Here is a 21,061-nt window from a genome sequence, read left to right on the forward strand (position 1 = left end):
TGTCCGATTTCAACGATAGATCAGCAGAGTCGCGATAATAGCCCACGGCACAACGTCCCTACCATGACCATTCGTTTGTGCTGCAAGGCGTTCACTCCCATGCTTTCCCGTTCCTGGTTGGCCCTGGCCACCGCCCTGCTGATGTTTCCTCAGGTTGCCGAAACCCTCTACAGCCCTGCCCTGGTCTCCTTGGCCGAAGCATTCGCCGTCAGCCCTGCCCAGGCTTCGCTGACCCTGTCGCTGTATTTTTTCGCCTTTGCCGCCGGGGTGCTGGCCTGGGGGCGTGCCTGCGACCTGTGGGGGCGGCGCCCGACCATGCTTGCCGGGCTGCAGCTCTACGCTGGTGCAGCACTGGCAGCGCTGCTGGCGACCGACTTCAGCCAACTGCTGCTGGCGCGGATCGTGGCGGCGTTCGCCGCAGCGGTGGGCTCCGTGGTGACCCAGACCGTCCTGCGCGATCGCCATGCCGGCCCTGATCTGGCCCGGGTGTTCTCGTTGATCGGCGTATGCCTGGCGCTCAGCCCGGCGCTGGGGCTGATGAGCGGCGCCTGGCTGGACCGGCTGTTCGGCTATCACGGCGTACTCGCCAGCCAGTTGCTGATGGCCGCGCTGCTGCTCGCCTGGAGCTGGCGTGGCCTGCCCGAGACACGCCCCGCCACGCAGGCAACGCCCGCGTTCGGTCAGGTGCTGCGGCGCCTGCTGCGTGACCGTCGTGTGCTGTTGGCCAGCGCCCTGGTGGCGGTGTTCAACATCAGTGTGTTCAGTTGGTACAGCTTGGCGCCGTTTGTTTTCGAGCGCCTCGGTGCCAGCCCGTGGATGGGCTACTCCGGCGCGGCGCTGGCGCTCGGCTCGCTGCTGGGCGCGCGCCTCAATGCATGGTTGCTGCAACGCGGGGTGGCCATGGCGTGCCTGATGCGCCTGGCGTGCCTGCTCGACCTGCTGGCGGCGCTGGCACTGTTGGGGCTGGGCGACAGCCTGTGGACGGTGCTGGCCATGGCCTTGGTGATGTTCGCCTTCGCCATGGCGATTCCGCTGGTGCTGGGCTCGGCGCTGGTCGACTACGCCGACTGCCGTGGCACGGCGGGTGCGTTGTTCGGCTTGTTCTACTACCTGCAGATCGGAGCGGGACTGCTGCTGGCGGGTGCTTGCCAGGCTATGGGGGGGACGCTGTTTGTCTGTGCGATGGCGGCCTGGGCACTGGCCATCGGCTACGAGCAGCCTGGCCGGGCGCTGCTACACTCAAGGGGCTGAATGGAGGATCGCGTCATGTCCGAACGAGAAATCACCACGCTCCTGTCGCTGATGAGCCAGCGCCAGGCCTGCCTGAGCAGTGCCTGCAAGGAGATCGCCGACTGGATCGACCGCCAGGGCGATGTGCCTGCCGCCGGGAAGATCCGCGCCAGCCTGAAGGCGCTGGAGGCCGAGGATGCGCAAGTGCGCAAGACCCTGACTTCGCTGAACATCGAGCGGCCGCTGCCACGTTTTCGTAGCTGACCGCCGAAAACCATCGCGGGTCAAGCCCGCTCCCACCGATCGCGTGGAAGCGGGCTTGACCCGAGATGGTGGCTGTATCAGTGGTTCATGTGCATATGGTCATGCCCGCCGCCAGCCTCGGCGTTGAGCGCACGCACCGGCGCCTGCACCTGCAGGGTTTCCTTGGCGCCCTTGGCATCCTCGATGGTCAGGGTCAGCGGCACCTGCTCGCCTTCCTTCACCTGCTGGTTCAGGCCCATCAGCATCACGTGGTAGCCGTTCGGGTCCAACTTCACCGCCTTGCCCGCCGGCAGATCGACCGCCTTCACTTCACGCATGCCCATCACATCGCCGTTCATGGTCATCTCGTGCACCTGCACGGTCTTGGCCACGGGCGAGGCGACGCTCACCAGCTTGCTGTCGCTGCTGGCGGTCAGGGTCATGAAGGCGCCGGTCGACTGCTGGTGCGGCACGCTGGCGCGGACCCAGGCGTCGCTCACGGTGGTCTGGGCGAAAGCCGGCAGGGCCATGCCCAGCAGGGCCAGGGCGGCCAGGCCGCGTTTGATCGGTTGCATCGACATTCAGCAGATCTCCATCAGGGTGACCAGATCTTCGGCGCATTCCTTGGCATTCAGGGAATGGCCCAGGCTCAGGCGCAGGGTGCCACGCGTATCGTAGACGTAGCTGGTGGATGAGTGAGAGATGGTATAGGTGTCGCCGGCCGGGACCTTTTCGTAGAACACCTTGAACTCGCGGGCCACCTCGGCGATTTCCTCGGGGGTGCCGGTCAGGGCGACGATCGACGGGTCGAAGGCCTTGGCGTAGGCGTCGAGCACCTCGGGGGTGTCGCGCTCCGGGTCCAGGGTGATGAATACCGGCTGGAACAGCTCGCGGTCACGGCCCCTGAGGATCTTCCTGATCTGGACGATCCGCGCCAGCGCGGTCGGGCAGACCGCCGGGCACTGGGTGAAGCCGAAGAAGATCATCGGCATCGAGCCGTAGAAGCTCGACAGGGTGCGCTCGTTGCCTTGAGTGTCCTTGAGCTTGAATTTGCGCCCTAGGATCTCGTTGCTCATGTTCTTGCCGTACTTGAAATCCAGACCCCGGGCCGGGTTGCAACCCGCCAGCAGGCCAAGCCCCAGTACGCCCATCCCGGCGACAACCGCGCGCCGGGTCAACAGATCATTCATGGAACCATCCTTTACAGGGAAGGTGCCGACCCCTGGGATGGGCCGGCCAGAAAACCGGGGCATTCTGTCACGCTCCCCCCGCACCATCCACCCGACATCCGACCAATCGGGCTGCAGCCCTTTGTTTACGGGGCGCGACCGGTTGTCGCAGGGGTTGAATCCGTAACACTTTGTTGCTAGGGGTCAATGCACACACCTGAAAAGCATCGCGGGGCAAGCCCGCTCCCACGCTGTGCCCCAGGTATGCCCTAGGCGTGGGAGCGGGCTTGCCCCGCGATTGGAAAGACGCCTTAGTAGTAGGCGTTTTCCTTCTGGCTGTGGTCGGTCACGTCACGTACGCCCTTGAGCTCCGGAATGCGCTCGAGCAGGGTACGCTCGATGCCTTCCTTCAACGTCACGTCGGCCTGGCCGCAGCCCTGGCAGCCGCCGCCGAACTGCAGCACGGCGATGCCGTCGTCGACCACGTCCACCAGGCTCACGGCGCCGCCGTGGCTGGCCAGGCCGGGGTTGATCTCGGTCTGCAGGTAGTAGTTGATACGCTCGTTGATCGGGCTGTCTTCGTTGACCATCGGCACCTTGGCGTTCGGCGCCTTGATGGTCAGCTGGCCGCCCATGCGGTCGGTGGCGTAATCGACCAGCGCGTCCTCGAGGAACGGCACGCTGACCGCGTCGAGGTAGGCGGTGAAGCTCTTCAGGCCCACCGGCTGGTCGTCGGGCTTCTCCTCGCCCGGCTTGCAGTAGGCGATGCAGGTCTCGGCGTAGGTGGTGCCCGGCTGGGTGATGAAGATACGGATGCCGATGCCAGGCGTGTTCTGCTTGGAGAGCAGATCGGCCAGGTAATCATGGGCGGCGTCGGTAATGGTTATAGCGCTCATGGAAGTTCCTCACAGACTTGCCGGCAGTGTACGCCAACCCGGCCCTCGAACAAAGTCCTAGTATTTGACTCGGGATAGCACCAGCGCAGGCTCCACGGCGCCACGCCCCGCGAATCCGGCCTTGAGCCGCCCGTACAGGCCACGCTCCAGCCAGTGGTAACTAAGCCACGACATTAGTCCGATTGACGGTACGCACAAGGCGAATACCAGGTACGGGTTCAAGTGCAGGTGTTCGCTGGCGAATAGCCCGCCGTACAGCACCAGCACATGCACCAGGTACACCGAATAGGAGCAATCGCCCAGCGCCTTGAGCACCCGGTTGCCGTTGAAGTAGCGCTCCAGGGCGATGAACGCCAGTACCACCAGGGCGCTGGGCAGGCCCCAGTGCAACAGGCGTTGCGAGGCGTCCAGGTGATACAGCGCATACCCCGCCACACCCAGCAGCCCCAATGGCAGCCACAGGCCCTGGCGAATCAGCCCGCGGCGGTACAGCACGCCCAGGCCGATGCCCAGCAGGAACTCGTAGACGATGTCGTTGCTGTAGAAGCGGCTGAGCACGCCGAGGCGGGCCAGCACCTCGCTGACCAGCAGCAGCGCCCCCGTCACCAGCAGCAGGTGATGACGCTGGCGCACCAGGAACGCCAGGCCGAACAGCAGGTAGAAGAACATCTCGAAGTTCAGCGTCCAGCCGACGTTGAGGGTCGGGTACAGGCCGTAGCCGCCCGGATTCTCCGCCGGGATGAACAGCAGCGACAGCAGCAGGTGCTGCCATTCGAACACCTGGTGCGGCATCCAGCGGCTGGCGACCAGCATCAGCGCGGCCATCAGCAGGGTGTAGAACCAGTAGGCAGGCACGATGCGCAGGACGCGATTGAGCAGGAACTGCGCGGGCGCGATGTCCTTGTCGCGGGTTGAAAGGTAGATCACCAGGCCGCTGATGACGAAGAAAATGTCCACCCCTACCGCGCCGCGATCGGCGAGCAGTTGGCCGACAGGGCCGGTAGCGTTGAAGTCGAAGAAGATCTGCATGAAGTGGTGGCAGACCACCACCCAGGCGGCGAATGCCCGGAGAGCCTGAAGCGAGTACAGCATGAAAAACCCTGCGATCGTCGATGTATTGAGGCCCGGCGAGCGCTTCGCGCTCGTTTCGCCGGCAAGTCGGCTCCCACTGGGATAGCGCATGTCTGTGGGAGCCGGCTTGCCGGCGATGGGCTGCAAAGCAGCGCCAGGGCCTACCCATCGATTCCGACCGCATGGGTGCCGAAAAGATCAGGCCAACCGATCAGAGGTTCTCGTAGCGGTTCATGTCCAGCACGCCGGCCTCTACCGGCTCGGTTTCCTTGATGTAGCTGTTCAGGTCATGGAAGTAGCGCCAGAACTCGGGGTGGCTGCGGCGAACGCCCCAGCGCATGATGATGCGCTCGAACTTGGCCGTGTCGTCCCGCGCCGCCTCCATGTCCTCGACGAACTCCGGCACATCGGCCACCGGGATGTTGAAGATGAAGTTGGGATAGCTGCTGAGCACGCCCGGGTACAGGGTCAACGTGTCCAGCCCCGGCTGGTAACGGTAGGCCTCGCCAAGCAGGAACGCCACGTTGCTGTGCGCGCGATTGCGCAGCAGGCTGTAGACCTGGCGCTGGCCGCCCTGCCCTTCGATGCGCAGCATGGTCGCCTCGGGCAGTTGCCCGATCACCTTGAGCCCTGCCGCCGGGCGCGACACCAGGCGGCTCAGCGACTGCTCGGCGTCACGGAACTCCGTGGGCAGGCCGGACCGCGAGCAATAGGCGCCCTGGCAGCGGTTGATCGGATCCGGCGCGGCGTTCAGGCTGCCGGTGCGTTGCAGCAGCTTGAGGCCGAAGTCGCGCTTGGGATCGTGCTTGTCCAATTTCAGCGCGCTCGGAGTGCTGGTGTCGATGTCCTCGTAGTCCATCCACATCTTCACCTTGCCGCTGTTCTGGTACCAGTCGCCGAGGATCTCGCCACGCTTGCCCGCAGGCATCAGGCGCAGGAAGTTGATCTCGGCGCCGTTGCGGATCAGGTCGAAGTACAGCCGTGTCTGCAACTGGTGCGAGACATTGCCGAACACATCGAAGTTCACCGCCAGCTGGTAGTAGGTGCGCTCGAACAGCGGGTAGTCGAACAGCCACATGGTCAGCGGCACGTCACCGATCAGGCCCTTGGTCACCGAGGCGCTGTCGAAGTGGCGGAAAATGCTCAGCAGTGCGTTGTCGTTGCCGGCCCACAGGGTCGACCAGCTTGGCGCCGGCTGCTCGGCATAGGCTTCGCGACGCAGCGCCTCGTACTCGTTGCGCTTGTCGCGGTAGGCGTGCCACAGGCTCAGCACGCTGCCAACGTCATCGATCTGCCCGGGCATCGCAAGCAACGGCGTGGCCTCGCCCCGGTACTTGGCGTCGGTGATGTACAGGTCGTGGGCCGGCTCCTGGAACAGCGCCCAGAAGTTGTCGCGGATCACGTCGGTGGCGATCTGCCCGCGGCACACCGGGCCGCGAATGAAGGTGCGGACGAAGTACTCGGCGTTGTCCAGCATGAACTGGTAGCGGGCCACCGCCGGGATCGCCTCGAAGGTCTCGAACGGGTTGGCGCGGTGGCGCGGGCCATAGCCGGGCAGCGACGAGGCATGCCAGTCGCCGCTGTAGAACAGCTGCTTGACCCGCTTGAGCTTCTGCGGCCCCATCGGGTAAGTGATGTGGGTCTTGTGGACGATCACGCCCTGCACCGGAATCAGCCGGTAGTAGAAATCGGTGCCCGGCGGGTCGTTGGGCCGGCGGGTGGCGATCAGGTCCACCGGCTGGCCGCTCGGCGTGCGCGAGCGCACCCATTGGAAGAAGTGTCCGGGCTCACCGCCGACGAAGTGGATGTGCGCGAGGAACAGGTGCTCGTACAGCCAGCGGCCGACCAGCGCCTCGGTAGAGCCCGGGCGGTTGAGCAGCTCTTCCCAGTCGGCGATCTGCTTCGCCTCGACCGCGCTGGGCTGGATTGGCGTCTTTTCGACCGGAGCCCCGGCTGCCAACCAACGCTGCAGGGTCTGATACTCCTGGTCGGTCAGGCCGGTGACCGCCAGCGGCATGCCCTCTTTCGGGTGGGCGCCGGCGTAGGCGTCGAACTCGTGGGGCAGCGGGCACATGTTGTTGCGGTTGAGCCCCAGGACGATCTCTTCGGGCAGCTTGGCATTGGGCGTGAGCGGGGTCTTGTGGCCCAGTTCGAGCATGCGCGCCATCAACGCCGCCTGGCTGCCCTGCTTGTCCAGCACCGAGTAGAAACCCTGCTTGCGCCAGCCGGCTTCGTCGCGGGCATCGTAGAACAGCCGCGTGGTGGGCACCGCCTGGCTGCGTTCGCCTTGGTAGACCGGCACCTTGGAAGCGCCGCGCTCGGCGCCCTCGGCGCTGCCCAGGTTGAGTTGGCAGGCTGCATCGTTGCAGGCGTGGCAGGCCACGCACTTCTCGGTGAAGATCGGTTGAATATCCCGGGTATATGAAATCGTCGGGCTCGATTGGGGGGCCTGCCCGAACGCCGCGCCACTGAGGAGCAGGGCGAAGGCGCTGGCAAGTATGCGATGCAACATGTGCCGAATGTCCTGGTTCTTGAAAGCCATCACGATGTGCCTGGCGGGTCCTGAGGTGTTGGGGGCGCCGCGCCAACATGAGGGAAATTCATGCAAATGGGCGATACGCCTAAAATCCGTGCAGCTTTGTTATTATTCGGCACCTTCTGATATTCGCCCGACCAGGTAGTTCCTATGTCCGACCGCAGCGCTCGTTACCAAGCACTCCAGAAAGCACTCAAAGAGCGCATCCTGATCCTCGACGGCGGCATGGGTACTATGATCCAGAGTTACCGCCTCGAGGAACACGACTATCGTGGCACGCGCTTCGCCGATTGGCCAAGCGATGTTAAGGGCAACAACGACTTGCTGCTGCTCAGCCGCCCGGATGTCATCGCCGCAATCGAGAAGGCCTACCTGGACGCCGGCGCCGATATCCTCGAGACCAACACCTTCAACGCCACGCAGATATCCCAGGCCGACTACGGCATGGAGGCGCTGGTCTATGAGCTCAACGTCGAGGGCGCGCGCGTCGCCCGCCAGGTGGCCGACGCCAAGACCCTCGAGACCCCGGACAAGCCACGCTTCGTCGCCGGCGTGCTCGGCCCGACCAGCCGCACCTGCTCGATCTCCCCCGACGTCAACGACCCGGGCTATCGCAACGTCACCTTCGACGAACTGGTAGCGAACTACATCGAGGCCACCCGTGGCCTGATCGAGGGCGGCGCCGACCTGATCCTGATCGAGACCATCTTCGACACCCTCAACGCCAAGGCGGCGATCTTCGCCGTGCAGCAGGTGTTCGAAGAGGACGACGTCGAACTGCCGATCATGATTTCCGGCACCATCACCGACGCCTCCGGCCGCACCCTGTCGGGCCAGACCACCGAAGCCTTCTGGAACTCGGTACGCCACGCCAAGCCGATCTCCGTCGGCCTGAACTGCGCCCTCGGCGCCAAGGACCTGCGCCCTTACCTGGAAGAGCTGGCGACCAAGGCCGACACCCATGTGTCCGCCCACCCCAACGCCGGCCTGCCCAACGCCTTCGGCGAATACGACGAGACCCCGGCGGAAATGGCCGCGGTGGTCGAGGAGTTCGCCGCCAGCGGCTTCCTCAATATCATCGGCGGCTGCTGCGGCACCACCCCGCCGCACATCCAGGCCATCGCCGAGGCGGTCGCCAAGTACAAGCCGCGCGCGATTCCGGACATCCCCAAGGCCTGCCGCCTGTCGGGCCTGGAGCCGTTCACCATCGATCGCCAGTCGCTGTTCGTCAACGTCGGCGAGCGCACCAACATCACCGGCTCCGCCAAGTTCGCCCGGCTGATTCGCGAGGAGAACTACACCGAGGCCCTGGAAGTCGCCCTGCAGCAGGTCGAGGCCGGGGCCCAGGTGATCGACATCAACATGGACGAAGGGATGCTCGACTCCCAGGCCGCCATGGTCCGCTTCCTCAACCTGATCGCCGGCGAGCCGGACATCTCCCGGGTGCCGATCATGATCGACTCCTCCAAGTGGGAGGTGATCGAGGCGGGCCTGAAGTGCATTCAGGGCAAGGGCATCGTCAACTCGATCTCGATGAAGGAAGGCGTCGAGCAGTTCAAGCACCACGCCCGCCTGTGCAAGCGCTACGGCGCCGCCGTGGTGGTGATGGCCTTCGATGAGGTCGGCCAGGCCGACACCGCCGCGCGCAAGAAAGAGATCTGCCAGCGCAGCTACGACATCCTGGTCAACGAGGTGGGCTTCCCGCCGGAAGACATCATCTTCGACCCGAACATCTTCGCCGTCGCCACCGGCATCGACGAGCACAACAACTACGCCGTCGACTTCATCGAGGCCTGCGCCTACATCCGCGACCACCTGCCGTATGCCCTGAGTTCGGGCGGCGTGTCCAACGTGTCGTTCTCGTTCCGCGGCAACAACCCGGTGCGCGAGGCGATCCACTCGGTGTTCCTCTACCACGCGATCCAGAACGGCCTGACCATGGGTATCGTCAACGCCGGCCAGCTGGAGATCTACGACGAAATCCCCGCCGCCCTGCGCGAGAAGGTCGAGGACGTGGTGCTCAACCGCACCCCGCACGGCACCGACGCCCTGCTGGCGATTGCCGACGACTACAAGGGCGGCGGCGCCACCAAGGAAGTCGAGAACGAAGAATGGCGCTCGATGCCGGTGGACAAGCGCCTCGAGCATGCGCTGGTCAAGGGCATCACCGCCTACATCGTCGAAGACACCGAAGAGTGCCGCCAACAGTCGGCGCGCCCGATCGAAGTCATCGAAGGCCCGCTGATGAGCGGCATGAACGTGGTCGGCGACCTGTTCGGCGCCGGCAAGATGTTCCTGCCCCAGGTGGTGAAATCCGCCCGGGTGATGAAGCAGGCCGTGGCCCACCTGATCCCATTCATCGAGGCCGAGAAAGGCGACAAGCCCGAGGCCAAGGGCAAGATCCTCATGGCCACGGTCAAGGGCGACGTGCATGACATCGGCAAGAACATCGTCGGCGTGGTGCTCGGTTGCAACGGCTATGACATCGTCGACATGGGCGTGATGGTCCCGGCCGAGAAGATCCTGCAAACCGCCCGCGAGCAGAGATGCGACATCATCGGCCTGTCCGGCCTGATCACCCCGTCGCTGGACGAGATGGTCCACGTCGCCCGCGAGATGCAGCGCCAGGACTTCCACCTGCCGCTGATGATCGGTGGTGCCACCACCTCCAAGGCGCACACCGCGGTGAAGATCGAGCCCAAGTACGCCAACGACGCCGTGGTCTATGTCACCGACGCCTCGCGCGCGGTGGGCGTGGCCACCCAGTTGCTGTCCAAGGAACTCAAGAGCGGCTTCGTCGAGAAGACCCGCCAGGAATACGTCGAGGTGCGCGAGCGCACCGCCAACCGCAGCGCCCGCACAGAGCGCCTGAGCTACGCCCAGGCCATCGCCGCCAAGCCACAGTACGACTGGGCCGCCTACCAGGCCGCGGTGCCCTCCTTCACCGGCGTCAAGGTGCTGGAAGACATCGACCTGCGCACCCTGGCCGAATACATCGACTGGACGCCGTTCTTCATCTCCTGGGACCTGGCCGGCAAGTTCCCACGCATCCTCACCGACGAAGTGGTCGGCGAGGCCGCCACGGCGCTGTACAAGGACGCCCGCGAGATGCTTGACAAGCTGATCGACGAAAAGCTGATCAGCGCCCGCGCGGTGTTCGGCTTCTGGCCGGCCAACCAGGTCGAACACGACGACATCGAAGTGTACGGCGACAACGGTGACACCCTGGCCACCCTGCACCACCTGCGCCAGCAGACCATCAAGCCCGACGGCAAGCCGAACTGGTCCCTGGCCGACTTCGTCGCGCCGAAGGACAGCGGCGTGACCGACTATGTCGGCGGTTTCATCACCACCGCCGGCATCGGCGCCGAGGAAGTGGCCAAGGCCTACCAGGACAAGGGCGACGACTACAGCTCGATCATGGTCAAGGCCCTGGCCGACCGCCTGGCCGAGGCCTGCGCCGAGTGGCTGCACGAGCAGGTGCGCAAGGAGCACTGGGGTTATGCCAAGGACGAGCACCTGGACAACGAGGCGCTGATCAAGGAGCAGTACAGCGGCATCCGCCCGGCACCTGGCTACCCGGCCTGCCCGGACCATACCGAGAAGGAAACCCTGTTCCGCCTGCTCGACGGCACCGCCATCGGCGAAACTGGTCCGAGCGGCGTGTTCCTCACCGAGCACTTCGCCATGTTCCCGGCGGCGGCGGTCAGCGGCTGGTACTTCGCCCACCCGCAGGCGCAGTACTTCGCCGTGGGCAAGGTGGACAAGGACCAGATCGAGCAGTACAGCGCCCGCAAGGGCCAGGACATCAGCGTCAGCGAGCGCTGGCTGGCGCCGAACCTGGGCTACGAGGGCTGACGCCAGCTCTGCACTACCCCTGTAGGAGCGGCCTCGTGTCGCGAAAGGGCTGCATGGCAGCCCCAGGATCTCAGTGTTGATGCAAATATCGCTGGGGCCGCTGCGCGGCCCTTTCGCGACACGAGGCCGCTCCTACACAGGGAACGCGTGAACCTCCCGACACATGCACAAGGACCCCCGCATGTCCCGCAGAATCCTGGTGATCGGCGCCTACGGCAACTTCGGCCGGATCATCTGCCGCCACCTGCAGCAGATGCCCGCCGTGCAACTGGTGATCGCCGGCCGTAACGCCAACAGCCTTGCCCAACTGGCCACACAGCTTAGTGGCAGCGAACGCTGGTGCGGCGACGCCATGGCTCCCGGCTTTGCCGACGCCCTGCGCGCGCTGCGCATCGACTGGGTGATCCACACCGGCGGCCCCTTCCAGGGCCAGTCCTACAGCGTGGCCGAAGCCTGCATCGAGGCGGGCGCCAACTATTGCGACCTCTCCGACTGCCGGGTGTTCGTCAACGGCATCGAGCGCCTGGACGCCCGCGCCCGAGCGGCCAATGTCGCGCTGCTCAGCGGCTGCAGCTCGGTGCCCAGCCTGTCGTCGGCGATCCTCGACGAGCAGCGCCATCACTTCAGCCGCATCGAGCGCATCGAGCACGGTATTTCCTCCTCGGCGAAGATGCCCGGCCTGTCCACCATCGAAGGCGTGCTGGCCTACGCTGGCCGGCCGATCCGCCAGTGGCGCGACGGGCGCCCGCACGCCGTGGACGGCTGGCTCGGCCTGCAGCTGCGTCACCTGCCCGGCCTGGGCTGGCGCCTGTTGAACAACGTCGATGTGCCGGACATGGACATCTTCGCCGAGCGCTACGGCGCCCGTGACCTTGCATTCAAGGCCGGCGCCGGGCTCATGGCCGGCGGCCTGGCCAATGCCGCGCTGGCGTTGCTGGTCAAGCACGGCCTGGTGCGCGACCCGCTGCCCTGGGCGCGGCGCCTGCATCGCCTGGGCGGCCATTTCGAGCGCTTTGGCGATGGCATGAGTGCGATGTACCTGGATGTCCGCGGCCTGGACATGCAGGGCCAGCCACTGCGCCTGCAGGCCCAAGTCAGCGCCAGTGACGACAAGGGCCCGGAAATCCCCAGCTGCGCGGCGGTGGCGCTGATGGCCAGGGTGATCGAGGGCTACGCCCCGGCCCCAGGCGCCCGCCCCTGTGTCGGCGAGATCAGTGTCGAGCAGTACCTGGCGGCCATCGGCGAACCGGACAAGGTGCGCTACTGCGTCAGCTTCCAGCACGGGCGAGGCTGAGATGAGCTACCTGCTGCTCAAGTACCTGCATGTGATCGCCGCGGTGTTTCTGTTCGGTTTTGGCATGGGCTCGTACCTGTACCTGATCGCCGCGAACCGCAGCCGCGATCCACGGGTGATCGCCGCCGTGGCGAGGATGGTGGTGCGCTTCGATGCTTGGATCACCACGCCCGCCGGGGTCCTGCAGTTGCTGACCGGCTACGCCATGGTCAGCATGACCGGCATGCCGTGGTCCGCCGACTGGCTGCAGGGCGCGCTGCTGATCTTCTTCACGGTGGGCGCCCTGTGGCTGCCGGTGCTGCTGTTGCAGACGCGCATGCAGCGCCTTGCTGCCCAGGCCGTCAAGCATGACACCGCGCTGGGTGAAGACTATCAGCGGCTGTACCGCCCCTGGCTGTGGATGGGGGTGGCGGGGTTTGTCGGCATGTTCCTGATCGTGCTGGTGATGATCACCAAGCAGGCACCGTGGCAATGGCTCTGACCCTCGCGAGAAAAATATTCTAATTACATAGCGAAAAAGCATAGAATTTTTTTCGAGTATCGCCTTGATACGGGAAAAAGGAAAAACATTCATATCGGCAATTGCCTAGGATGATGTCCATGGATGCCGACAGGCGGCGTCCACGCACGGACCCGCCCGCGATCATGCCCAGCACCCCGCTCTACTTCGATTACGCCGCCACCACTCCGGTCGATGACCAGGTCATCGCTGCCATGCTCACCTGCCTGGGCCGCGAAGCCAACTTCGGCAACCCCGCCTCCAGCGGCCACTTCCATGGCCAGGCCGCCCGCGAGGCCGTCGAGCAGGCCCGCCGCCAGGTGGCCGAGCGCGTAGGCGCCCAGCCCGACGATCTGGTCTGGACCTCCGGCGCCACCGAATCCAACAACCTGGCACTCAAGGGTATCGCCCAGGGCTTCGCGCAGCCGGGCCACCTGCTGACCAGCCAGCTCGAACACAAGGCCATCCTCGACACCGCCGCCGAACTGGAGCGCCAGGGCTGGACGGTGACCCGCCTGGCGCCGGACGCCCATGGCCTGATCCAGGCTGAAGCCGTGCAGGCCGCGCTGCACCCGGATACGCGCTTGGTGTCGCTGATGGCGGTGAACAACGAACTGGGCACCGTGACCGACTTCGCCCGCATCGGCGAGCTGGTCCGCGACCATGGCGCCCTGTTGCATGTGGACGCGGCGCAGGCGGTGGGCAAGGTCCGCATCGACCTGGCGCACCAGGCCGTCGACCTGATGTCGTTCTCGGCGCACAAGGTCTACGGCCCCAAGGGCATCGGCGCCCTCTACGTCGGCGCCCGCGCCCGCCCGGCCATGCGTGCGCAGATGCACGGTGGCGGCCATGAGCGCGGCCTGCGCTCCGGCACCCTGGCCACCCACCAGATCGTCGGCATGGGCAGCGCGTTCGAGTTGGCCGGCCAACCCGGCGAGGCCGAATACCAGCGCCTGGAGCAGCTCGCCCGACGCCTGCGCGACGGTCTGCTGGCCCTGCCTGGGGTCACGCTCAACGGCTGCGCGGTGCAGCGCATTCCCCACACCCTCAACCTGTGCATCGACGCCAAGGGCTTCAACAGCCTGACACTGGCCGGCGAGTTGGCGCTGTCCACCACCTCGGCCTGCAACTCGGCAAGCAACGCGGCGTCCCACGTGCTGCTGGCCCTCGGCCTCGACGAGCGCCAGGCGCGCAACAGCGTGCGCCTGAGCCTCGGGCGCTACACCAGCGAGGCGGACGTGGACACGGCGCTGGCGGTGTTCGGCCGGGTTGTTGGAGCTTCTGCGGTGGCACTCTGGTAGGCACGCCGCCCCCCCTGCTGGTCAACAGGGTGCCGGTGATACGGCCGGTTCTCCCTGTTGACCGCAGGGTCACAACCTTCTTCCGTACCTTCAAGCGATAGCGCGCCAACAACGATCGCACTTTTTTGCCGACCGGCGGTCTACTCCCTCTTTTGCCAACCGCATTCGATTGCCAAGGCCCGCTTTTTCACGCTGCACATGGCCAGGCCAAAAGCCTTGCCGTTGTGTAGGATGGGCAGCGCAGATCCAGACGCTGCCAGTTACAGGGAGATCCACATGCGCGTCCCATCCGTTGCCTGCCTCATCGGCCTGACGCTGGGCCTGCTCGCCGCGACCAGCGCCCAGGCCTTCACCGGTGAAGAGGCGCAACTGATCGATACGATCAACGTCTACCGCAGCCAAGCCCAGCGCTGTGGTGGCGAAGCCTCGCTGGAGCTGCCGCCGCTCAACAGCGACACCCGCCTGGCGCTGTCGCCCGAAGGCACCCGCGACCTGCAGCAGGCCATGACCCGCGCCGCCTACCCGATGGTCAATGTCCAGGCCATCAGCCTGTCCGGCCCGCGGGACGCCCAGGCGGCGATGAAGGCCATCGAGGAGAGCTTCTGCCAAGTGGTGCTCGACCCGCAGTTCGTCGACATCGGCGTCAGCCAGGAGGGCCGAGACTGGCGCATCGTCCTGGCCCGGCCGCTGCTCAGCGCCCGCCTGGGCGACTGGCAGGCCGAAGGCCAGAAGCTGCTGCAGGAGATCAACGCCGCACGCCAGCTGCCCCGCCAGTGCGGCGGCCAGCCGTTCGCCGCCGCCCCCGCGCTGGCCTGGAACGCCACCCTGGCGGGTGTGGCCGCCAACCACACCCGGGCCATGGCCAACCAGAATTTCTTCGATCATCTCGACCGCGATGGTCGTACTCCGGGCGACCGGGCGGAGCTGGCCGGCTACCTGTACCGGCAGATCGGCGAAAACATCGCCGCCGGGCGCGACACCGCGCGCAAGGTGGTCGATGGCTGGCTGGCCAGCCCAGGGCACTGCGCCACGCTGATGAACCCGGACTTCCGTGAACTGGGAGCGGCGTATGCGGTGGATCCGAAGAGCGATGCCGGGATCTACTGGACGGGGTTGTTCGGCACGCCGCATTAAACCTGCATCGCGGGGCTAGCCCGCTCCCACGCTGCGGGTCAAGGCGTGGGAGCGGGCTTGCCCCGCGATGAGTCCAGCTCGGACCTGCGTAACGCCAGCGCCGTGCAACCAAACCGCCGTCGCACCCACTTGCCCAGGTAGCTGGCATCCCCCATCCCCACTTCATCGGCGATCTGCGCCAGGCTGTGGCTGGAGTTGAGCAAGCGCCAGCGCGCCTGCTGCAGGCGTAGCTCCTGCCACCAGGCCTTGGCGCTCATGCCATGACAAGCCTGGAACTGGCGGTCGAGCTGGCGCCGGCTGATGCCCAGTTCTGCCGCCAATACCTCCACCGGCAGCTGCGTCGCCAGGTGATGGCGCATCAGCGCCGTGGCCCGCTGCACCTGGCGTGCCTGCCCGGCGCCGGCCTCCAGCGAACGCAAGGCGTGCTGGCTGTCCCGGCTTTCGTCCACCAGCATGTCGGCCAGGCCCTTCAGCGCCCGGGCACGGCCACTGGCGCGGGCGATCAGCTCCACCGCCAGGTCGATGGCCGCCGTGCCGCCGGCACAGGTGATGCGCTCACCGTCGAAGCAGAACAGCTGCCCGGTCAACAGGCGCACGCGGGGAAAGGCCAGGCGAAACTCCGCTTCATGGCGCCAGTGCACCACCACCTGATGACCGTCCAGCAGGCCGCAGGCCGCCAACAGGAAGGCCGCGTTGTCGACACACACCAGCTTCACCCCGGCCTTGCTCGCCTGCTTCAAAAGGGCCTTGTAGCGCGGTGCCAAGGCCGCCGTGGCACTGGCGTTGCGCCCGCCGAACAGCACCAGGTGGTCGTAGTCGCCCCAGCGGATCTGCGCAGGGGTTGCCTCGACCTGGACAATCGCTGCGCTGCTGGAAACCACCGGCTCCCGGTCCAGCCCGAGCACGGTCCAACGGCAATAGCGCTGACGGCTGTAGTCCTCGTCGTCGGCGGAGAAGCGCAGCTTGTCGAGGAACGCGCCGAACGGCAGCAAGGCGAACTCCGGTAAAGGCAGGATCAGCAGACGCAGGTCGGGTGTCATTCAGGAATGTCCAGATATAACCATTCAATGACCAGATACTACCCTGCATTTCCACTGCCCTGCCCTACACTGGCGCCCTGCACTTCCACAAGGCTCCCCCATGGCACTCGACACCTGGCTCATCTACCTGCTCGCCAGCATCGGACTGTCGCTGACCCCAGGTCCGAACAGCCTGCTGGCCCTGACCCATGGCGCGCTGTACGGCGCCCGCCGCACGCTGTTCACCATCCTTGGCGGCGTGCTGGGCTTCAGTCTCCTGATCGCCCTGACCATGTTCGGCCTGAGCGCCCTGCTGCAGGCCTCGGCCTCGTTGCTGACGGTGCTCAAATGGATCGGCGGGGCCTATCTGGTCTGGCTTGGGATCCAGCTGTGGCGCACACCGGCGCTGCACCTCGAACAACCGCGCGGCGGTGTGGCGCTGAGCAATGCCGGGTTATTCCGCCAGGGCTGCCTTTCGGCTGTGGCCAACCCCAAGGTGCTGCTGTTCTATGGCGCGTTCCTGCCCCAGTTCATCGACCCGCAGCGTGGCCTGCTGGTGCAGTTCGTGGTGATGGCGGCGACCTTCGCCAGTGTCGAATGCCTGGTGGAGTACCTGCTGGCACGTCTGGCGTTTCGCATCCGCCCGTGGCTGGCCAAGGGTGGCCGGGGGTTCAATCGCTGTTGCGGGAGCCTGTTCGCACTGATCGGCGTGGCCCTGCCGCTGGGACGATAGAAGCCCCGGGGATCATCGCCGGGAAACAACCAGGAACACCCCCAGCGCAACCGCCGGCAATCCCGCCCCCAGCAACGCCACGCCGCTCCAGCCGTACTGCGCGTACACCCCGCTGGCCAGCGCCGAGCCCAGCGCCCCGCCGAGGAAGATGCTGGTCATGTACAGGGCATTGAGCCGGCCACGGCTGGCCGGATCCAGCGCGTACACCTCACGCTGGCCGATGACCATGTTCATCTGCACGGCGAAATCCATCAGCACCCCGGTCAAACCCAGGCCGATCACGCTGGCGCCCGGTGCGCTCAGGCCCAGCAGCAACGCCAGCGGCGCCAGGGCCATCGCCAGCAGCGAAGTGCGTCGCGCATGCCCGGCATCGGCCAGGCGCCCGGCCAGCGGCGCCGCCACCGCGCCCACCGCGCCCACCAGGGCGAACAGCGCGATCTGACTCTGCGACAGGCCGTGCTCGCCGGCCAGCGCCAGCGGCACTGCGGTCCAATACAGACTGAACGCCGCAAACATCAGCGCCTGGTACAGCGCCCGCTGGCGCAACGTCGGATGGCGGCGCAACAGCACCAGCAACGAAGCCATCAGCCCAGCATAACTGGCCTTGTGCTCCGGCAGCCGGCGCGGCAAGGTCAACGCCAGCAGCAGGATGATCGCCACCATCACCCCGGCGGCGCCGACAAACACCGCGCGCCAGCCGAAGTGATCGGCCACCAGGCTCGCCAGCGGCCGCGCCAGCAGGATGCCCAGCAGCAACCCACCCATGATGTTGCCGACCACCCGGCCACGCTCGCGCTCCGGCGCCAGGTGCGCCGCCAGTGGTATCAGCATCTGCACCGCCACCGAGCTGAAGCCGATCAGCAGCGCGTACAGCAGGAACACCTCGCCCTGCCCGTGACCACTGGTGCCGGCCAGCAACAGGCTGCCGGTGGCCAGCACCGCCGTGGCGATCATCAGCCGGCGGTTCTCCAGCAGGTCGGCCAGCGGCACCAGGAACAACAAGCCCAGGGCATAGCCGATCTGGGTCAGGGACACGATCAGGCTGGCCCGCTCGGTGGACAGCCCCAGGTCCGGCGCGATCAGGCCGACGATGGGCTGGGCGTAGTAGATGTTGGCGACGATGGCGCCGCAGCAGAACGCCAGCAGCGTCACCAGGGCCCGGCTCAGGCCCGGGGCCGTTGCCTGGGCGACGGCGAGGGAGGGATTCATTCGAGGGTACCTCGGCTTGCGAAAGGATGTGCGCGAAGGGTGACGGACATCCGCCCCGGCGAGAATCCATCGCCCGCGCAACGGGCCTTTGCGCGGCGCGCAACGCCTCAGCCGGCCAGAAGCCCCTCGCAGAAGGCGACGAACGCCATCACCCGGCGCGAGCCACGGTGGTTGGGCAGGTACAGGGCGTTGATGCTGGCGCTGGCCGCCCCCGGGCTCACCGTCCAGTCGGCGAACAGCCGCTGCAGGCGCCCGGCCTCGACATCCTCGCGCACCAGCCAGTCGGCCAGTAGCGCCACGCCGCTGCCGGCAATGGCCGCCTCACGCAAGAGGTCGGCGTTGGCGCTGCGCAACGGGCCGCTGACGTCCAGTTCCAGGCGCTGCTCGCCCAGGCTTAGCCGCCACGGCCGCGCCGATTGGCCGTAGCGAAAACGCAGGCAGGCGCACGCGGCCAGTTGCTGCGGCTCGCTGAGCACCGGCTGCTGGCGCAGGTATGCCGGGCTGGCCACCAACCAGCGCTCGAAGCGCCCCAGCGGGCGACACACCAGTTCATCACTGGGCGCCGGCTCGCCAAGGCGGATGCTCAGGTCGTAGCGGCCATCGAGCAGGTCGTCAAAGCGGTCGCTCAGGTCGATGTCCAGCTCCAGTGCCGGGTAACGGGCGAGGAACGCGCCCAGGTGCGGAGCGATGACCCGGCGACCGAACTCCACCGGCAGGCGCAGGCGCAACACGCCGACCGGCTCTTCGCCGCGGTCGGCGACACTGGCGTCGGCCTCGGCCAGGGCCTCGAGAATCTCGCGGGCCCGCTGGTAGTAGCTGGCGCCGGCTTCGGTCAGGCTGACCTGGCGGGTCGAGCGGTTGAGCAGGCTGGCCCCCAGCTCGAGTTCCAGGGCGTCGACCTGGCGGGTCACCGAGGAGGTCGCCACCCCGAGCCTGCGCGCGGCGGCGGAAAAGCCGCCGGCCTCGGCGGTGGCCATGAACACCTTCAGAGCCAGCAGCTTGTCCATCGTCAATCTTCCAGGGGGCAAAGGCCAAAACCTTCCTACAATCACCGACTGGAATCAACCACGCGAGACGCCCATGCCCGACAACCTGTTCAGCGCCCTGCCGCCGCTCGCGCCCGACGCCGACGAGCAGTTCACCGACCTGCTCCGGCGCCCGGGCCTGCGCATCGAGCGTATCGTCTCCAGCGGCCAGTCCAGCCCGCCGGGGTTCTGGTACGACCAGGCCGAGGGCGAATGGGTGGTCGTGCTCAGCGGCAGCGCCGGGCTGCGCCTGGAGCACGAGCCACATTCCCGCGTGCTGCGCCCCGGCGACCATCTGGACATCCCGCCCGGTTGCCGCCACCGGGTGGAATGGACCGAGCCCGGCGTGGCGACGGTATGGCTGGCGGTGTTCTATCAGGGCTGAGCCAGTACCGCCGTGGCGGGCGTTGCCTGCAGACGATAGAACCGCCACGGCAGCAGCACCGCCGCCACGGTCAGGCCGCAGGCGAAGCCGACCCAGACGCCCACCGCGCCCAGCGAGGAGTGCAAGGCCAGCCAGTAGCTCAGTGGCAGCGCCAGCAGCCAGTAGCTGACCAGGGTCACGCCCACCGGCCAGCGATAGTCCTGCAGGCCGCGCAAGGCGCCCAGCGCGGTGGACTGCAGACCATCGGCCACCTGCATGGCCGCGACCACCACGAACATCGGCACGGCGATGGCGATTACCTGCGGGTCGTCGCTCATGGCCTCGGCGATGGAGCGCCCGAACAGCGCCAGCAACACGGTGGCCACCAGCATCCAGGCAGTGACGCTGGCAAAGGTGGCGCTGCCGATGGCGCGGATGCGTGCCGTCTCGCCGCGGCCCTGGGCCTGGCTGATGCGGATGCTGACCGCCGCCGCCATGCCCAGCGGCAGCATGTACAGCAGCGCGCCGATCGACTGCACTACCTGGTTGGCCGCCAGGGCTGCATTGCCCAGCCAGCCGAGCATCCAGGCAGCGATCACCACCGCGCCGGCCTCGGCAAGATACCCCAGGCCCAGCGGCCAACCCTCGCCCAACAGCGTGCGCCAGGTCAATCGTGCCCCTTGAGCAGCCTGACGGTAACTCGCCAGCGAGGGCGCCAGGCGCCAGTAAGCCAGGGCCAGCAGCACCGCCAGCGATTCGGCGATCACACTGGCGATACCCGCCCCCAGCAGGCCCAGCGCCGGCAAGCCGAAATGGCCGTGGATCAGCCCATAGCTCAGCGGAATGTTGAACAACACCGCGCTCATCACCAGCAGCACGCCCACCCAGGGTCGGCCGATGGCTTCCAGCACGTCCTTGAACACCACCGCCAGGCAGTACGGGATCAGGAATACCGCCATGGCCTGCCAGTACGGCGTCAGCAGCGCCACGTCGGGCAGCGGTACGCCCAACCATTGCACCAAGGGCAGGCAGGCCAGCATCGCCAGGCAGCCGAGGATACCCACCAGCAGGCCATAACCCAGCCCGGCACGCAGCGTGCGTGCCACGGCGCCGGGGTCGTCGGCGCCATGGGCATGGCCGACGCGCACGCTGAGGGTGGCGAGCATGCCGTACAGCCCGGCATGGAAGATCAGCCCGGCGCTGCTGGTCAGCGCGACACAGGCCAGTACCACGGTGCCCAGCGAGGCCAGCAGCACCGTATCGGTCAGGCTGATCAGTTCGGCCGCCGACAGGCCCAGCACCAGCGGCAGCGCCAGGCGCAACAGGCCAGGCAGCTCGCCCAGCCAGGCAACATTCTTGGGTGAAGCGAGGGCAGTCACGGTAGCCACCTCCAATTGACATACGCCGCGTATGCTAATGCCATTTATTGACATACGCAACGTATGCTAATTTGCAGCCATCGTTTTTTACCCGGAGCCCT

The 21,061-nt window shown here is 66.6% G+C and carries 18 protein-coding genes; 9 read left to right on the forward strand and 9 right to left on the reverse strand.

Features of this window, described 5'->3' with window-relative positions:
* Positions 1 to 99: 99 nt before the first annotated feature.
* Together AC25ND_RS23175 and AC25ND_RS23180 are read left to right on the forward strand one after the other, a co-directional pair.
* Entirely contained in the window at positions 100 to 1,251 is a 1,152-nt protein-coding gene (locus AC25ND_RS23175) for an MFS transporter (RefSeq protein ID WP_486976600.1), read from the forward strand.
* 15 nt (positions 1,252 to 1,266) lie between these two features.
* Positions 1,267 to 1,494 (forward strand): hypothetical protein, encoded by a 228-nt coding sequence (locus AC25ND_RS23180; protein WP_023630605.1) that lies wholly within the window; start codon positions 1,267 to 1,269, stop codon positions 1,492 to 1,494.
* Positions 1,495 to 1,571: 77 nt separating this feature from the next.
* Here AC25ND_RS23180 and AC25ND_RS23185 read toward each other — a convergent pair whose 3' ends face one another.
* From AC25ND_RS23185 to AC25ND_RS23205, 5 genes are all read right to left on the reverse strand, one after another.
* Positions 1,572 to 2,054: a copper chaperone PCu(A)C gene (locus AC25ND_RS23185; RefSeq protein WP_028690720.1), complete on the reverse strand. Its 483-nt coding sequence runs from the start codon at positions 2,052 to 2,054 to the stop codon at positions 1,572 to 1,574.
* Positions 2,055 to 2,663 carry an SCO family protein gene (locus tag AC25ND_RS23190; RefSeq protein WP_028690719.1) on the reverse strand — a complete coding sequence of 203 codons (609 nt, stop codon included), beginning with the start codon at positions 2,661 to 2,663 and terminating at the stop codon, positions 2,055 to 2,057.
* A gap of 290 nt (positions 2,664 to 2,953) precedes the next feature.
* Positions 2,954 to 3,538 (reverse strand): Fe-S biogenesis protein NfuA, encoded by a 585-nt coding sequence (gene nfuA / locus AC25ND_RS23195; protein ID WP_023630602.1) that lies wholly within the window; start codon positions 3,536 to 3,538, stop codon positions 2,954 to 2,956.
* A gap of 57 nt (positions 3,539 to 3,595) precedes the next feature.
* Positions 3,596 to 4,630 (reverse strand): acyltransferase family protein, encoded by a 1,035-nt coding sequence (locus tag AC25ND_RS23200; protein ID WP_062363282.1) that lies wholly within the window; start codon positions 4,628 to 4,630, stop codon positions 3,596 to 3,598.
* 190 nt (positions 4,631 to 4,820) lie between these two features.
* Positions 4,821 to 7,121 (reverse strand): fatty acid cis/trans isomerase, encoded by a 2,301-nt coding sequence (locus tag AC25ND_RS23205; protein WP_186595740.1) that lies wholly within the window; start codon positions 7,119 to 7,121, stop codon positions 4,821 to 4,823.
* A gap of 174 nt (positions 7,122 to 7,295) precedes the next feature.
* On the opposite strand from AC25ND_RS23205, the gene metH reads away from it, so the two are divergent.
* The 5 genes from metH (at position 7,296) to AC25ND_RS23230 (ending at position 15,231) form a co-directional block, all read left to right on the forward strand.
* A complete protein-coding gene (metH, locus tag AC25ND_RS23210) occupies positions 7,296 to 11,003 on the forward strand; it encodes a methionine synthase (RefSeq protein ID WP_186595738.1) in 3,708 nt (1,235 codons plus the stop codon).
* A gap of 181 nt (positions 11,004 to 11,184) precedes the next feature.
* Complete coding sequence (locus AC25ND_RS23215) at positions 11,185 to 12,297, forward strand: saccharopine dehydrogenase family protein (protein WP_062363287.1); 1,113 nt, start codon at positions 11,185 to 11,187, stop codon at positions 12,295 to 12,297.
* Between the two features lies 1 nt (position 12,298).
* Positions 12,299 to 12,778: a DUF2269 family protein gene (locus tag AC25ND_RS23220; protein WP_069017626.1), complete on the forward strand. Its 480-nt coding sequence runs from the start codon at positions 12,299 to 12,301 to the stop codon at positions 12,776 to 12,778.
* A 164-nt stretch (positions 12,779 to 12,942) separates the two neighbouring features.
* Entirely contained in the window at positions 12,943 to 14,097 is a 1,155-nt protein-coding gene (locus tag AC25ND_RS23225; RefSeq protein ID WP_486976606.1) for a cysteine desulfurase family protein, read from the forward strand.
* 276 nt (positions 14,098 to 14,373) lie between these two features.
* Complete coding sequence (locus AC25ND_RS23230) at positions 14,374 to 15,231, forward strand: CAP domain-containing protein (protein ID WP_486976601.1); 858 nt, start codon at positions 14,374 to 14,376, stop codon at positions 15,229 to 15,231.
* A 38-nt stretch (positions 15,232 to 15,269) separates the two neighbouring features.
* On the opposite strand, the gene AC25ND_RS23235 is transcribed toward AC25ND_RS23230, so the two are convergent.
* A complete protein-coding gene (locus AC25ND_RS23235) occupies positions 15,270 to 16,271 on the reverse strand; it encodes a GlxA family transcriptional regulator (protein ID WP_051555677.1) in 1,002 nt (333 codons plus the stop codon).
* 100 nt (positions 16,272 to 16,371) lie between these two features.
* Between AC25ND_RS23235 and AC25ND_RS23240 the strand changes: the two genes are divergently transcribed.
* The gene (locus AC25ND_RS23240) at positions 16,372 to 16,983 is read left to right on the forward strand and encodes a LysE family translocator (protein ID WP_062363293.1); all 612 of its coding nucleotides are present in this window, start codon (positions 16,372 to 16,374) and stop codon (positions 16,981 to 16,983) included.
* A gap of 12 nt (positions 16,984 to 16,995) precedes the next feature.
* Here AC25ND_RS23240 and AC25ND_RS23245 read toward each other — a convergent pair whose 3' ends face one another.
* Positions 16,996 to 18,192: an MFS transporter gene (locus AC25ND_RS23245; RefSeq protein ID WP_486976602.1), complete on the reverse strand. Its 1,197-nt coding sequence runs from the start codon at positions 18,190 to 18,192 to the stop codon at positions 16,996 to 16,998.
* A gap of 107 nt (positions 18,193 to 18,299) precedes the next feature.
* Positions 18,300 to 19,199 (reverse strand): LysR family transcriptional regulator, encoded by a 900-nt coding sequence (locus AC25ND_RS23250; RefSeq protein ID WP_486976603.1) that lies wholly within the window; start codon positions 19,197 to 19,199, stop codon positions 18,300 to 18,302.
* Positions 19,200 to 19,272: 73 nt separating this feature from the next.
* Between AC25ND_RS23250 and AC25ND_RS23255 the strand changes: the two genes are divergently transcribed.
* A complete protein-coding gene (locus AC25ND_RS23255; protein WP_062363299.1) occupies positions 19,273 to 19,602 on the forward strand; it encodes a cupin domain-containing protein in 330 nt (109 codons plus the stop codon).
* Here the strand turns inward: AC25ND_RS23255 and AC25ND_RS23260 are convergent.
* Positions 19,593 to 20,960 carry an MATE family efflux transporter gene (locus AC25ND_RS23260; protein WP_186595726.1) on the reverse strand — a complete coding sequence of 456 codons (1,368 nt, stop codon included), beginning with the start codon at positions 20,958 to 20,960 and terminating at the stop codon, positions 19,593 to 19,595. The two genes, AC25ND_RS23255 and AC25ND_RS23260, sit on opposite strands and share 10 nt — an antisense overlap.
* Positions 20,961 to 21,061 lie beyond the last annotated feature (101 nt).

The organism is Pseudomonas sp. P110(2024) (assembly GCF_057480795.1).